Origin of the sequence: Wukongibacter baidiensis (genome assembly GCF_050888315.1) — a bacterium.
Classification (GTDB): domain Bacteria; phylum Bacillota; class Clostridia; order Peptostreptococcales; family Caminicellaceae; genus Wukongibacter; species Wukongibacter baidiensis.
On record NZ_CP138202.1, the window covers coordinates 1,122,371 to 1,137,492 of the forward strand.

Genomic DNA, 15,122 nt, shown 5'->3' on the forward strand with positions numbered 1-15,122 from the left:
GTATCTCTCCTTATTTAAATTATTTTAACTCCGCCCTTTATCATATTAACTGTATAGGCCTTAGTATATTCTTTAGTTATCCTACTTTGATCAAATAAATCTTTTAACTTATCAATATCAAGTCTTTTCTCATCATATAGTATACCTACAACAGTTCCACTATGGGCTACATTTACGCCATAGGCTCCCTGTCCTAAGGAGATATCTATTATTTCGTGGAGCATAGGTTTGAATAGAATTCTTTGGTTAGCCATTGAACTTAAAGTAACAACTTCACCCAAGAGTTTCCTATCCTTCTTGTTACATGACATCTCAAATACTTTATGGGCCTTCTCTATTAACTTCTTGTTCTCATATCTAATCACAGAATAGTCATTTTTTCTAAACTCTTGTGTGTTTACAATATCCTCAAGTTCTAAGACTAACACCTTCATCTCGGGCATCCAATCATAATTCCCGATAACCCTTCCATTTATATGATCAAATAATGTAAGCTTATCAAATATAGTGCTATCGGTTGGCTCTATTTTGCAGCATAACTCACCAAGCAATTCAGGTTTCATTTCCTTTCCTAAAAGCCTAGCTGTAGCAACTATTGTTGCTGCAATATCTGCTGTACTGCTAGCCATCCCCTTTGCTATTGGTATATTGGAATTTATGTCAATAGAGATACTCTCTATGTAGTTATCCTGCACCTTAAAGTGCTCAAGGGTCTTCTTAAGAGCCAATAATGCCTTTGGCCTGCTTATATTTGATTTCCCATGTTTTTTTTCCTCCAAAGTAACCTCCGAAAAAACATCTACAGGAAGAGAAATTAGCTTCTCTCCATCTCCAATCACACCTTGAATCAACTCTCCGCAGGAAGCAGGACATATAGCTTTAACCTTCATATAGTACCTCTCTTAAAGCCTTAATCAGTCTTTCATTAGATTTTCTATCCTTTATAGCTACTCTAAAAAAATTATTATCTAGATTTACGTAATTATCACATTGCCTGATTAGTATTTTCTCACGAATTAGCGCTGTCCTTAGATCCATTATCTTTTCATTCATTAGCTTAAAGAAAACATAATTCGCGTATGGTTCATATGCTTTTATTCCTTTAATCTCCTTAAGTCTTTCATACATATATTTTCTTTCAGTTTTAAAAAATTCTTTACTTCTATTGATATAATCTTTATCTCCCAGTAAAACCTCTCCTGAAATAGCTGCAAAGCCATTTATTGTCCAAGGTTCTTTTCTATTTATTATACTTTCTCTTATTTTTGGGTTTGACATCAATCCATATCCTAATCTTAGACCTGGTATTGCAAAGAATTTGGTTAATGCCTTTATTATGAATAGGTTATCATAATCCTTCAAGTATTCCATTAGACTATTTTCATCTTCATTATCAAGAAATTCAATAAATGCTTCATCTAGCATGAGCTTTATATCTTTGTTTTTGCATTCGTTCAATATTTCAAATAATACTTTCTTTGAAGTAATTTGACCCGTTGGATTATTTGGATTGCATATCACTACCAAATCTATATCATCATTCAGTTTCTCAAGAAAGTCTTTTTTGTTAATCCTAAAGTCATCATTCTCTTTTAAAAAGTAATACTCTATTTCACTTCCAACTCTCCTTAAAGCCCTTTCGTATTCCAGAAATGTTGGAGCTAATAGTAATGACTTATTAGGCTTTACAGCCTGAGCTATTTGAAAAATTATCTCCGTAGCTCCATTCCCCGGTATAATAAATTTTTCATCTATATCATTGTATCTGGCTATGGCAGATACAAGATCCTTATAGTCGGGATCAGGATAATTCTCAATTACATCTATCCTAGAAATTATTGTTTCTTTGAATTTACTAGGAATTCCAAGGGGGTTGATATTTGCACTATAATCAAGAATTTCATTTTCATCTATACCATATTGTTTTGCAATTTCATATATGTTTCCCCCGTGCTTTGCCTTCAAGGTTATCTCTCCTTTTGTTGAATTAATGTTAATGTATTAAGTTAACTATAGTGAATTTCATTGAAACAACTGGATTTCATAATTAAAGTTATACATCAACTTTAACACTATGCTAAAAATACAATGTTAATAAAATACTTAACTGCTCCCATCAAACATACTCCCAAAAACGATGCGACATACATTATCCTTATGGTTCTATTTATATCTTCAAAGTCTAATTCCCTATTTTTATCTCCAATGGTAGGCTTATATACTGCCTTTCCAAAGTAAATATTCGTTCCACCGAGCTGGATGTTTAAAGCTCCTGCTACGGCTCCTTCTGGATATGCACAATTTGGACTGCTGTGATTCTTTCTATCTCTTAATAATATTTTAAAGGAATTCTTATAATCATGGTTTAATACAGCTGATGCAAATACTATTAATATCCCAGTTAACCTTGCTGGTATAAAATTGGCTAAATCATCTATCTTTGCTGATGCCCATCCAAAATCCTTATACTTTTCATTTTTATATCCAACCATTGAATCTAAGGTATTTATTGCTTTATATGCCATGCCTAGAGGAGCACCGCCTATAAATATATAGAATAATGGTGCTATGATACCATCAGCAGAGTTTTCAGCTACAGTTTCTACAGTTGCCCTAGTAATTTCATCGGCATTTAAGCTGCTTGTATCTCTTCCCACTATATAGGAAAGGAACTTTCTAGCCTTTAGGATATCACCTTCCACTAGTGGATAATATACCTTTCTACTTTCCTTTGCCAAGCTTTTAGAAGCTAATATTTGAAATATCATAAATACCTCAACTACATTGGCTAAAAGAGTAGAGTATTTCCTTAGAATGTACAGTATTGAAAATGTAATGAGGTATGTTCCTACTATCATAACAAGGGCTAATATTACTCCACCAATTCTAGCTTTTCTGTCCTTGTCAAAATACTCTCTTAAGAGTTTTTCCAATCTGCTTATACTTTTACCTATGAATATGATGGGGTGAGGTATCCAATAGGGATCTCCGAAAATTATATCTAAAACATATCCAATAAATATAAGTTCCATATTTAGTCCTCATTTACAATTTCATATATTTTGTCCATATCTACACTTTCTCTTACAATTTTAGCTAGCTTCTTATATTCTCTTTCCTTAAACTCATCAAAGCTATTAATACTACTATTTATATTTCCGAGACCTTTTTCTTCTCTGATTCTATTTAAGATTTCTCTTGTAAAACCAATGTTATCAAAAACACCATGGATATAGGTACCAAATACGTTTCCTTTTTCATTTATTCCACCGTCTAAGACTTCTACATCATCCTCTAGCCTTTTTGTAATTTTTAAGAATGGAGAGGTTCCGTCTAGAAGCTTCGTTTGGCCCATGTGGATCTCATATCCCTTAACTGTATGATTGGCTATTTTACTTAGGAAGCCATGCTCGAACTCTATAGTTTCACCTTCTATTTGGGTTGTTGTCTTTATTTCTTCGAAAATCGTTTCGGCATTTAATAGACCTAATCCATTTATCTCTTCTACACCACTTTCAGTCCCATAGGGGTCCTTTATGCTTCTTCCAAGTATTTGAAATCCACCACAAATACCAACTATGATTTTCCCAGCTTTATGTAGTCTCAAGATTTGCTCTTCAAGCCCTGAGTTTCTAAGATACATTAGATCTTCAATAGTATTCTTGGACCCTGGAATTATTAGTATGTCAGGATCACCTATACTTTCTCCCCTCATAACATATCTTAGGCTAACGTCCTCCTGAGTTTCGAAAACGTTAAAATCTGTAAAGTTTGAAACGTGTGGTAAGTATAAAACCTCTACATTGATTTCTTTTTTACCTTCTTCTTTCTTTCTAAACCTTTCTGCTAAACTATCCTCATCCTCTATTTGAACATCGGTATATGGGATTACACCTAAAACAGGAATATTAATTAAATCCTCTAACATTTTGATTCCTGGCTTAAGTATTTCCACGTCACCTCTAAATTTATTAATTATAACACCTTTAACTCTTTTTCTCTCCTCTTCACTTAGAAGCATTATAGTTCCATAGATGGAAGCAAAAACACCTCCACGATCTATATCTCCAACAATTACAACTGGAGAATCTGAAATTTCTGCCATCCCCATGTTTACTAAATCGTTCTCTCTAAGGTTTATCTCAGCCGGACTACCAGCCCCCTCTAAAACAACAATATCATTCTGTAATGAAAGCTTTTCATATGTCTCTTTTACAAGATCTTTCAATTTAGGTTTAAAATTATGATACTCCATGGCAGAAAGATTATCATAAACTTTACCATTTAAAATAACCTGACATTTTTTATCGGTAGTTGGCTTAAGTAGTATAGGATTCATCAGTACAGATGGCTTTATCCCACTAGCTTCTGCTTGAACTACCTGCGCACGTCCCATTTCTAGACCTTTTTCAGTTATAAAGGAATTGAGGGCCATGTTTTGAGATTTAAATGGGGCCACCTTATAACCATCTTCTTTGAATATTCTACAAAATGCAGTTGTCAATATACTCTTTCCTACGGATGAAGCTGTTCCCTGCATCATTATTGATTTACTTTTCACCTTCAGCACCGCCCTTTTCTTTGAATATTAGACAATTGTTAATAAAGTTTTTTGCCAATGCCTTATTAGCATAAAAATGAATATGGGCATATGCCCCTAGGGTGTTATTCTTTACAAGTCCACACTCCCATGTTTTTTGAAGCTTCTTTTCCCTTATCTTATCTACTTTGTATACGCAGTTTTCTTCCTCTACTTCATCTAAAGTCGATCTATGGAACTCATGGGCCTTTACTACATCATTTCCTTCTGAAATAGCACACGGCTTATTTATATTTACATTAACATATCCAAATCGTTGCAACCTTTTTGTCATTCTTGACTCTCTATCAAAGACTCCAACCATTTGGAATTTGTCTCCCTCGAAATTTTCAATGCTCTTTGTCAAATACATTAGTCCCCCACACTCGGCGTATATAGGCATTCCCTTAAGGGATTTATTTAAGATATCATTTCTCATTTCACTATTATCTTCAAGCTCCTTTGGGAAAACCTCTGGAAAGCCTCCTCCTAAATACAAGCCATGTATATTATCTGGAAGTTCCTTGTCCTTTAACGGGCTGAAATATATTAAGTTGGCACCGAGTTCTTCAAGCAGATCAAGATTATCCTGATAGTAGAAGTTAAAGGCCTTATCTAAAGCCACTCCAATATTTACAACCTTTTCTCTGTTGATATCACTATCATATTTTCCATCTAGAGATTCGGCTTCATCAGCCAATTGTAAAATTCCTTCGATGTCTATTGTTTCCTCTACCATCTGAGCAAGCTCATCAAGCCTTTTTTCAAGACCATCTATCTCAACGCTAGGAACTAATCCTAAATGCCTACTTTCTAATTTTATATTTGCATTTTTCTTTAAAAATCCTAAACATTTAATTCCCGTATCTCTTTCTATTACTTTTCTAATTATTTCGTAATGTTTTTCTCCCGAAACATTATTTACTATGATACCCTTTAATTCAAGCTCAGTATCATACATTTTATAACCTAAAACCTGTGCTGCGGCACTGGAGGACATTCCTCTTCCGTCGATCACCAAAATAACTGGGGCTTTTAATATTTTAGCTAGGTGGGCTGTACTTCCCATATCCTTTTCTATCCCAAAACCATCGTATAGACCCATTACCCCTTCTATAACCGATAGGCCTTTCCCTAGAGCGTTTTTTGTAAACAATTCCTTTATGGTTTCTTCACTAAGCATCCAGCTGTCTAGGTTTCTCGATTTATTTCCAGTTACAAAACTGTGAAAGGCTGGATCAATATAATCAGGTCCTACTTTGAAAGGCTGTATGTTGAGCCCTCTTAAGGTCAATGCCCTCATTAAACCCGTTGTGACAGTGGTTTTCCCTACACCACTTTGTGTTCCAGCTATGACAAATCTTGATAACTTCATCTATTCCACCCACTTCCTTAGAAGATTGTATTTCAATTTTCCTATACATTAAAACGAAAAAATCCTGACCTTTAATAGGCCAGGACAGAATATATACACATATGGTTCATAAATATGCATACTTTCCTTCCCACCGAAGGCAATTTACGTAGCTATTAATAGGCAGTTCTCCTGACTCGTGAATCAATTTACTCCCAGACCCTTCCCTAAGCACAACGCTTAAGTGGTTTATTTCTGGTTTCATCCTCACACACAGTAGCGGGGGCTGTGACGGATTTGCACCGTCTTCTCTTTTAAGTAATTACAACACCTATTAAATCAATATTAACTTCTAGAACTATTTTATCAAAATAGTTCTAGGTTCACAATAGATTATACAACAAATTTCAATATTATAGCTATAGCATTTTAATAGTGACTTATGAAAAAAGCTATCTGAAACACTTTTATTGGTTAATTCCTATGATTATTGGAAAATCATGTGAAATTTGAAGTCTTGTTATTCCGCAATTATCTATTTTGAATTTCCAAACACCTTCGACACCACCACAAATTTGCTGTGCTAAAATGCTTCTAATGGCACCGGAATGACTTACGATAAGTATCTTTCCTTCACTAAACTTACTAATGATCTCGTCAAACCTTTTATTTACCCTATCATGCATTTCTAATAAACTCTCACCATTTGGTATTTTAAAGTTAACATAATCATTCTGCCATAACTTGGTTTCCTTAGGATAGTTCGTGCATATATCTTCGTAATTGCAGCCTTCCCAATCACCAAAGTTTAATTCCTTAAGGGCCGTTTCTTTAACAATCTCTTTCCCATGAGATCTGTTGATAATTTCCGCAGTCATCAAGCATCTATCTAAGTCACTGCTAATAATAATATCAAATTCTTCATCAGCCAGTTTTTTTCTTACTTCTTCAGCTTGCACTAAACCTTTTTTAGTTAACAGTGAATTTGACCATCCGCAATAAACACCTTTTTTGTTCATATCAGATTCTCCGTGTCTCACAAAAGTTATATCAAGCATTTTATCAACGTCCCCCTATCTTTTAATCCTCTTTAATACACCCAGGATTATCTAATCAACGTAACTGCTCCTAGAAGAAAGACTAGTTCCGATAATTCACATAGTGCGCCTAAAGTGTCTCCAGTCATTCCATCAATTTTATTACTTATATGCCTTACGTACCACAAGGCAAATATCATCAACATACCTATAGCAGGAATTATTCTAATAAATACCAAGGACGGTATAACTGCAATTATTATAGCTGTTATAAGCTGTCTAGTCTTAACTCTTCCAATAAACAGGTTTCCCATTCCTTGCTTTCTTGCGTACGTCGATATTCTTGATGCAAATACTACATTCAGCCTTGAAAATACAGGCATTAAAAGTAGAATAGGATAGGCATTTGGTATTGTTAGATCATTTATCAATACTACCTTTAATAGTAGTAGTACAAATAGAGCTAGAGCCCCATTAGTTCCTAATCTACTGTCCTTCATTATTTCGAGAATCTGATCCTTTGGCCTATTACTGTATATTCCATCAAAGCTATCTGCTAGTCCATCGAGATGCAATCCACCGGTAATAAATATTTCTGTTACTACGGCAAATACAGCCCCTAACAACCTACCTGATAGCTTAAATCCTAAATAATAAGAAGAAACCACAAACATTCCAATTATAAGTCCTACAAGGGGAAAATAGATAATTCCCTCAAAAAAATCCTCTTCATCAACCTCTAGATTAATGTTTATTGGTATCCTAGTTAAAAATTGAAGCATAAGTACAAATCTTTTCATCCTTAAATTCTCCTCTGTATCGTCATATTCATCCTACTTAATCTTCATTGGTATTCCGGAAACTGCAAAGTAAACTTCATCGGCATTAGCAGCTACAAGTTGATTAATTCTACCTGCTATATCTCTAAAGATTCTAGATAGCCTATTTTCAGGAACTATGCCCATACCTAATTCATTTGTAACTAAAACACATTTCATTTTCTTTTCTCTTATTTCTTTCATTAACAGCTCCACTTGTTCCTTTATACTGTCTTCTATTTCATCAATTTTATCTCTAGCGATCTCATCCCAGTTAATTTCAGTATTTTCAAACATTAGATTAGTAACTAAGATTGTTACACAGTCTAATAGTATAGTGTCATGGTTTTCTGATATCTCACCAATTGATCTATATACATCCTTGTAGATTTCATATGTTGTCCACTCACCAGGCCTAGACTCTCTGTGTTTTTTTATTCTATCCTTCATTCCTTCATCAAAGGGAATAGCTGTTGCTATGTATGCAATTTCTTCTCCTATGTCAGCCACTAGTTTTTCAGCAAAGGAACTTTTCCCACTTCTTGCCCCACCAGTAACTAGTATTATCCTTGAATTATATTCCTTTAATTCACAATCTTTATAGTATGTCATAACCATTCCTCCATATATAGCTAGATAACCTTCATACTCCTAAAAAACTCTGAAACATCTAACCCCTTCATTTTAGTTAAACTTTTCTTCAAAAATTGACCTCAAAAATAAATGCCCTTTATTAAGGACATTTTTATTATATCAGATTATTCATAATTTCAAAGATTATTGAGGTCATTTCCTGGAGAGAAATCCGACCAAAACGAAGGGGTTCTATGCCCTTGAGTTTTTATTTAATTTTCACTGCCGTACCATAAGCTAATAGTTCGGCAGCACCCTGCATAATAGCCGACGTTGCAAATCTTATATTAACTATAGCGTTTGCTCCCTTGCTCTCAGCATCATCTACCATTCTTTTAATTGCTATTTGCCTAGCTTGATCCAGCATTTTTGTGTATTCATTGATTTCTCCACCAACTATTGTTTTTAACCCTGCTAATATATCCTTGCCAATATGCTTTGACTGAATAGTGCTCCCTTTAACTAATCCAAACACTTCAACAATTTCCTTTCCTGGTACCTCATTAGTATTTACTAGAATCATCTTCATCCATCCTTTCCTTTCTTCTTGTAAATATTAAATTTATGATTATTATAACCACACCGATTATAATTGCTAAAAAAGCAATTTTTATTGGCATCGGTATAGAAGAATCGAAGCTTACTACATAAATACCATAACCTATTAATAGTAAAATTCCAAAGAGAATAAGTATATAACCTATCTTACCCATATTATATCACCTCCATTTCATTCCCCCTTTTCATATAGACATCCTTCGTATTTTTAACACCTTTATATGATTTTATCTGCCATTCAACAACTTCATCTTCAATGGAAGTGTATTTGAGTTTTACTTTTTTTAATTTATCTCCTTTTAACAATAACCACTTTAGATTATTCTGAAAGCTTTCATAGTACAGCTCTCCCGATCCAAAGCTGGTATTTTTATCTATCTCTACCCATTTACCGCCTTTATCTTCCTTTAGTAAAATTTTACCCGTACCATCTATCTGTAAATTAATAAAATTAGGTGAGTTGCTTTCCAGTTTTGCTGATGCCGTTGCCTTTAATTTGTAGTTTCCAAGTAGCTTTCTTCTAAGTATGTATTCACTTCTTAACAGAATATTTGAATGGCTGTCATGAATAGTGTATTTATCTCCTGGAGCAGAGAAGGCACTCTCTAGCATAACTGTACCATCTCCATCCTTGGAGTACTTTTCTCCAATTGTACTCCTATCTGTGGGCAATTCATAAACTCCCCACTTTTCAGTCTCTAAATACTTAACCGTTCCCTCTCCTGTTCCTCCTATTATGGTAACATCTATTTCTCTTTCTTCAATCCTTTCTTTCTCTTCATCTAATCTATCTAAAAATTCATTTTTGCATTTCATCTGAGAATATGCTTTAAATATCATAGAGCCATCGTTTTGCTTATAGAATAAATAGTTACCATATCGTTTATTAGGCAGTAAATCCACTATTCCTATAAATTGATTTTGTTCTAGCTCCATTTCTTCTTTCTTTAGTAATTTCCCAAACAGCCATAAATATCCTTCTACAAAAAGTTCTAAAGTACTATTCTGATAAGATTTCTCTTTTTGTGCATCTCCACCGGTTAGAAAATAATATGCATCGGTAGTTCCTGCGTTTGGTGTTCCAAAAAGAATCATTTTACTAACGTCATAATCATAAAAATCACTTTGGATATATGCCCTGGCAACAAGACCTCCCATACTATGACCAATAAGATTAACCTTGCTACTTTTTGTTTTTCCTTTTACATACTTTATGGTTTCTAGCAAATAATTTTTAGCAGAATCATCGCAGCTTTTTCTCCAATCATAAAAAGAAATAAATAGAGTCCTATTAAGTTTATAGCCTATTTTCTCTAAAATCCTTATAAATGGACCATAGATTAGTGTTGATACACCAAAATGCCATTTTCCCGTTCCAGGAATTATATCATCTCCCATAGATCCAAACAATCCTGGAACGAAAATTACCGGTATTTCATCCTTCCCATTAATAAGCATATCATTGATATCCAAATTCTCTCCCCTCCTTTAACCCGTATTATTCATGGAAAATTCAAAACTCTGCTGCGTCCTTTTGATTCTAAGACATCCATCAAATTCTCGACGTACCGTTTGGGTATGCCTTCGAACTTGATGAAAGTCTTAGAAATCAAAATGACTTGCATTCTTCCAAACTTTCCATGAATAATACGGGTTTAACCTTGATACTTCTCACCGATAAGTTTATATCTTAAACTTAGACACAAAAAAGAGCTGCTACTTTGTAACAACTCTTCATTAGTTAAGTAAATCTTCACAACATCCTTATGTTTTTTATGAAATCTCAGCAGTTTTCTTGTATGCCTTGTATTGATCCCTAGCTACACTCCATTGATCTCTAGCCTTTATCTTGATGTGTCTTTTCTTATTTATGTGTTCATGACTTAAGACTTTATCGAACCACATTATAGCTTCATTGTATCTATCTATTCTTCTATTAAGTTCTCCTAATAGATAAAGCTTTACTATTTCATCGTATTCATCGTCATTTCCTCTTTCTCCAGTAAAGGCCTTATCAAAGGAACTAATCGTAAACTCAATGAACTTTTTCTCTTCTTCATCAGCCTTATATCTAGAAAACCATGCCAACCTCAAGCATATTTTTCCTATTACGCTGTTCTTTTCTTCTAGTACATTACAGCATAATAGTGCCAATTTATACGCCGCTATGGCTTCATCGAGTGTTCTTTTTTCACCATAACTTCTCGAATGCCACCTTGGAGTTATTAAATCTATAATTCTTTTCTTGTCTTCTTGAGTCTTTTTATTAGTAAAACTACTTTCTAATGCTGCATATCCACAATGAATGCACACAAACACTCCATAGAATAATGGATTATCACCTTCATAATACGGGCAAAAATCCTCATCTCTTTTTGCAACCCTTACTGCTGAAGTTCTCATTTTCTTAGTTGTAAAATCCCTATTGCATATTGGGCAATGAATAGTTTTTTCATATAGTTCTTCTACCATTAAAAACACCTCGTATATTAGTTATTTGTATCTATACCACTCATTTTTTCTTCATCCTCTGGTTTGTCTTCAATTCTTTTTTTGGTTCCCTCTTTTATAATTTCTTTTCTTGGTCTATAATAGTCCTTTGATAGTAGTTTTTTCTCCAGCAGTTTACCATTCTCATATATATGCATATATGCTGATACCTTGTATCCATTTCTGCCCTTTTCTTCTACTTGCTTTTCTCCTTCAAAAATTGTATCGTCAAATAATATCTCAGTATCCTTCTTTATAACCTTATCAATATTACTTGATAACTTTATTGTTCTGTTAGTTGCTTTTCTTCCATAGATATTAATTGTAATTCTATTTCCCTTAGTAATTGATTCTATATAAATAGGAATATCTAAGGTATTTTGAAATTTAAAATCTAAAACTCCATATGAAACAGTTGCATCAAACCCCTTCGGAACATATGTAGAAGGTATAGTATGATTAACCCTTTCTACAATTCCAAGTTGACTCATAAGAACGGTATTATATAGAGTACTTGAAACTTGGCAGACACCGCCTCCAATACCATCTACGAGCTCACCTTTAAAAATTACTGGTGCGGTTTTATATCCATTCTTAACAGTTCTAGGACCCACAATATTATTGAATGAGAATATCTCACCAGGCATTAGGAGAGTTCCGTCAATTGATTTAGATGCTATGTTAACATTATAGCTTCTACCCCATAATTTTGTATTAAATTTTGTACTATAAGTTCCCATCAGGTCTTGAATTTGATTAAGCTTTTCAAATGTATACTTAGGGGTAACATTTTCTATGAGCAAATCCATCTCAACGACATCATAAAATCCACTGTTCAACAACTGTTCTTCAATAGCTGCAGCAGTCTCATCCTTTTTCAGCCTTAGGCCCAGTTCTTCTTTCGTAATTATAAACTTTTCATTTTCCCTTGTAATTTTAGCATCTAAACTAGGTCTATTTACCTCATTCTCAATTTCAGCTAATATTTTATTTATTATTTCTTTGTTAACAGACGACTTTAAGGAAATACTATATGGCCTTCTTACAAGGTCAATCATTGTTTGAGCCCTATCCATCAAGGTCCCTCTTCTACCTATCAGATAGGCATCGTTGACAGCCTTTAAAAAGTCATATTTTATATCTAAGTCTTTAGAGTTAAAACTCCATGAACGCCCATTATATTTAAGAATCAATTTATCATTTTCTAAATCGTCAAGCAAGTCACCCTCAATCCTACTATTAGCTTCTATTACCGAAAGTCCACCGATGTCAATATCTTCTATAAATATTCCACTATGAATAGAATCCTTATAAATTAATGCTAATGATACAACCGCAGATAATAAGCAAAAAAGAATCAGAGCGGCGACAATCGCTAGAATATACAATAACTTTTTTTTGCTACCATTTGTGTCTTTATTTTTATTAGTTGCCATAATTGCCTCCATAATAATAGTCAACTTTAAAGATTTATACTATAATTTATTAGATTAGATAAAACAATATGCCTATGTATATCTGCTTTTAAAATTTAGTATTTTTATAGAAAAACATAAAGTCGTTCATTATTTTCTTCGAAAAATAGATTAGGGTTTAAAAGCAAATATGTTTCACATGGTTTAACAATGAATTCATTACCTATCTCCAATATATTTCTATTACATCACCGGTTTTCAGAACGTCCGTATAGTTAGCTCTTTCTCCGTTTAGCTTTAAAACTAATATTCCATTTGATTTTTTAATATCAAAATCTATGTGATTAAATATCTCAACAAAAATTGGCTTCTTGCCTCCACAATCTAGTTCTACAATCTTTCCGTTCACATTCACTTCAAGAATTCCATCTGGCTTCGATGGCTTTATTTCTTCTTGCTTTTCTTGTATTTCCTGAACTGTATTATTTCTAATCTCAATAATATCATTTTTCTTCAATACATAGTCTTCATTAACTAGAGCGTTATTCACAAATACCCTAGCTCCATCAAGATTGACATTATTTGTTTCTAACAATTCACTTACTTTGCTAATTCTATGGATATTTACTTTGTCCATATCAGTTAACACATAGTCACCATTAGTAGATTCTCCGTTGACGCTCAGGTGATTAAGTACATTCAATTCTTTATCGTTAAAAACAACCTTTTCGTTAATATTAACAATCTCACTCAGCTTAACCGCTGCATCATCTCCATGGGTAGCTTCCACAATGGTAATAGAATCATCGTCATTTAACTTAGTGTCTAAACTTGCAGACTTTCCATTGACCATAATTTTAGCCGGTTCTCCATAACCCCCATTAATCACCCTCTGTTCTCCGTTAATTTCGATAGTAATAGATTTTCCTTTTTTGGCAATCAGTCTTCTAGCATTAAATCCTATTAATACTAGTGCATCGGATACAGAAAGCTCCTTTGAGTTAAACAGCCTTATTGGTTTACCATTTACACTAACCTTTAGAAAATCCTGTTCCTTATCTTTATGTGATGTATAACCAATACCAAGTGGTGTTATATACTCTGGTCCTCTAAGCTCTTCACATAAAAACTTAAGGTTTTCTAAGGTTTCAGTTCCTCGTACCACTACTCTTTCCTTTGGTATCTGAAGCTTTTCAGCTAGGTATTCTCTAAACTTAGGTATCTGACTTCCACCACCAATACAGAAAACAGCACTTGTTGCTTTTCCATTATATTCGACTATTTTATCGGCCACTCTATCACTAAGTTCATTTATTACATCATCGACTCTCGAAACTATTTCCTCAGTTTTTAAGTCATACTCAATGCCAACAATATCGTTAAATCTGTGATGCTCTTTGTTATTTAGTCCTAACTTTACCTTTTCCGCTGTAACAAAGTCTAAAAGAAAAGCATTTGAAAGAGACTCTGTTATCTTATCACCTGCAAAGGAAACCATGGCATATGATGTGATAGTACCGTTTTGCGTAATAGCAATATCCGAGGTCCCAGCACCAACATCAACAAGTGCAAGGTTAAGTAATCTAAATTTCGGTGGAATTGCAATATTTATAGCAGCAATAGGCTCGAGTGTCAGGCTAGTTACCTCTAGACCAACATTATGTATCACTGTATACAGACTATCCACAACTACATGAGGTAAAAACGTTGCCAATACCTCTGCACCAATTTTATTTCCTTTGTGACCTTTAAGATTTCCCATTGAAGCTTCGTCTAAATAATAATTCATTACTGTATAGCCTACACAATAGTATTTTGATTCTAAATCACTACATGTACTTTCCAATTCTTTTTGTGCCATTTGGATTCCATGTAATTCAAGACTGTTTATCAAAGAGCTATCTATAGGTTTTGTTGAGTCTATATCATTTTCGGCAAAAACCTTCTGTGTCTTTAATGCTCTACCGGCCGCAGCAATAGAAACATGGTCAAGACTTATTTGATTTCGCTCTTCTAGTCTTTCCTTTACCACCCTTACAACGCTTGAAACCTTCTCGATGTCATGTATCTGACCGTCATACATTGCTCTGTCAGGGTGTTCTATTATTTCATAGTCAATTACTTTATAAGTTTCGTCTTCCATTTCAGCTAGTATACCAACAACGTTCCTAGTACCAATATCAAGCGAAAAGATATTGTCCCCCATTTTTTCCACCCTTTCAGTTTTATAATAATACC

General features: G+C 33.8%; 14 protein-coding genes and 1 riboswitch. All 14 genes read right to left on the minus strand.

The features are described 5' to 3' along the window. Nucleotides 1–14: 14 nt before the first annotated feature. Nucleotides 15–890 carry a hypothetical protein gene (locus R9X47_RS05370; protein ID WP_432665701.1) on the minus strand — a complete coding sequence of 292 codons (876 nt, stop codon included), beginning with the start codon at nucleotides 888–890 and terminating at the stop codon, nucleotides 15–17. Next, nucleotides 880–1,965: a threonine-phosphate decarboxylase CobD gene (gene cobD, locus R9X47_RS05375; protein WP_432665702.1), complete on the minus strand. Its 1,086-nt coding sequence runs from the start codon at nucleotides 1,963–1,965 to the stop codon at nucleotides 880–882. The genes R9X47_RS05370 and cobD overlap by 11 nt, the downstream gene beginning before the upstream one ends. 107 nt (nucleotides 1,966–2,072) lie before the next feature. After that, nucleotides 2,073–3,032, minus strand: coding sequence for an adenosylcobinamide-phosphate synthase CbiB (gene cbiB, locus R9X47_RS05380; RefSeq protein ID WP_432665703.1), 960 nt, complete (start codon nucleotides 3,030–3,032; stop codon nucleotides 2,073–2,075). Between the two features lie 2 nt (nucleotides 3,033–3,034). Beyond that, nucleotides 3,035–4,543 (minus strand): cobyric acid synthase, encoded by a 1,509-nt coding sequence (locus tag R9X47_RS05385; protein ID WP_432667584.1) that lies wholly within the window; start codon nucleotides 4,541–4,543, stop codon nucleotides 3,035–3,037. Between the two features lie 7 nt (nucleotides 4,544–4,550). Then, nucleotides 4,551–5,954, minus strand: coding sequence for a cobyrinate a,c-diamide synthase (locus R9X47_RS05390; RefSeq protein ID WP_432665704.1), 1,404 nt, complete (start codon nucleotides 5,952–5,954; stop codon nucleotides 4,551–4,553). 144 nt (nucleotides 5,955–6,098) lie between these two features. Then, nucleotides 6,099–6,283, minus strand: a riboswitch (cobalamin riboswitch). A gap of 117 nt (nucleotides 6,284–6,400) precedes the next feature. After that, nucleotides 6,401–6,991 (minus strand): alpha-ribazole phosphatase, encoded by a 591-nt coding sequence (gene cobC, locus R9X47_RS05395; protein ID WP_432665705.1) that lies wholly within the window; start codon nucleotides 6,989–6,991, stop codon nucleotides 6,401–6,403. A gap of 47 nt (nucleotides 6,992–7,038) precedes the next feature. Beyond that, nucleotides 7,039–7,770: an adenosylcobinamide-GDP ribazoletransferase gene (gene cobS, locus R9X47_RS05400; protein WP_432665706.1), complete on the minus strand. Its 732-nt coding sequence runs from the start codon at nucleotides 7,768–7,770 to the stop codon at nucleotides 7,039–7,041. A 33-nt stretch (nucleotides 7,771–7,803) separates the two neighbouring features. Beyond that, nucleotides 7,804–8,400, minus strand: coding sequence for a bifunctional adenosylcobinamide kinase/adenosylcobinamide-phosphate guanylyltransferase (gene cobU / locus R9X47_RS05405; protein ID WP_432665707.1), 597 nt, complete (start codon nucleotides 8,398–8,400; stop codon nucleotides 7,804–7,806). 229 nt (nucleotides 8,401–8,629) lie between these two features. Then, nucleotides 8,630–8,944 (minus strand): YbjQ family protein, encoded by a 315-nt coding sequence (locus tag R9X47_RS05410; RefSeq protein WP_432665708.1) that lies wholly within the window; start codon nucleotides 8,942–8,944, stop codon nucleotides 8,630–8,632. Next, a complete protein-coding gene (locus tag R9X47_RS05415) occupies nucleotides 8,925–9,134 on the minus strand; it encodes a hypothetical protein (protein ID WP_432665709.1) in 210 nt (69 codons plus the stop codon). Before R9X47_RS05415 ends, R9X47_RS05410 begins: the two co-directional genes overlap by 20 nt. A 1-nt stretch (nucleotide 9,135) precedes the next feature. Beyond that, on the minus strand, nucleotides 9,136–10,452 hold the full coding sequence (locus R9X47_RS05420) for an esterase/lipase family protein (protein ID WP_432665710.1): 1,317 nt from the start codon (nucleotides 10,450–10,452) through the stop codon (nucleotides 9,136–9,138). Between the two features lie 300 nt (nucleotides 10,453–10,752). Next, nucleotides 10,753–11,451 (minus strand): DUF2225 domain-containing protein, encoded by a 699-nt coding sequence (locus R9X47_RS05425; RefSeq protein ID WP_432665711.1) that lies wholly within the window; start codon nucleotides 11,449–11,451, stop codon nucleotides 10,753–10,755. Nucleotides 11,452–11,468: 17 nt separating this feature from the next. Next, the gene (locus R9X47_RS05430; protein ID WP_432665712.1) at nucleotides 11,469–12,905 is read right to left on the minus strand and encodes a VanW family protein; all 1,437 of its coding nucleotides are present in this window, start codon (nucleotides 12,903–12,905) and stop codon (nucleotides 11,469–11,471) included. A 202-nt stretch (nucleotides 12,906–13,107) separates the two neighbouring features. Next, entirely contained in the window at nucleotides 13,108–15,090 is a 1,983-nt protein-coding gene (locus tag R9X47_RS05435) for a cell division FtsA domain-containing protein (RefSeq protein WP_432665713.1), read from the minus strand. Nucleotides 15,091–15,122 lie beyond the last annotated feature (32 nt).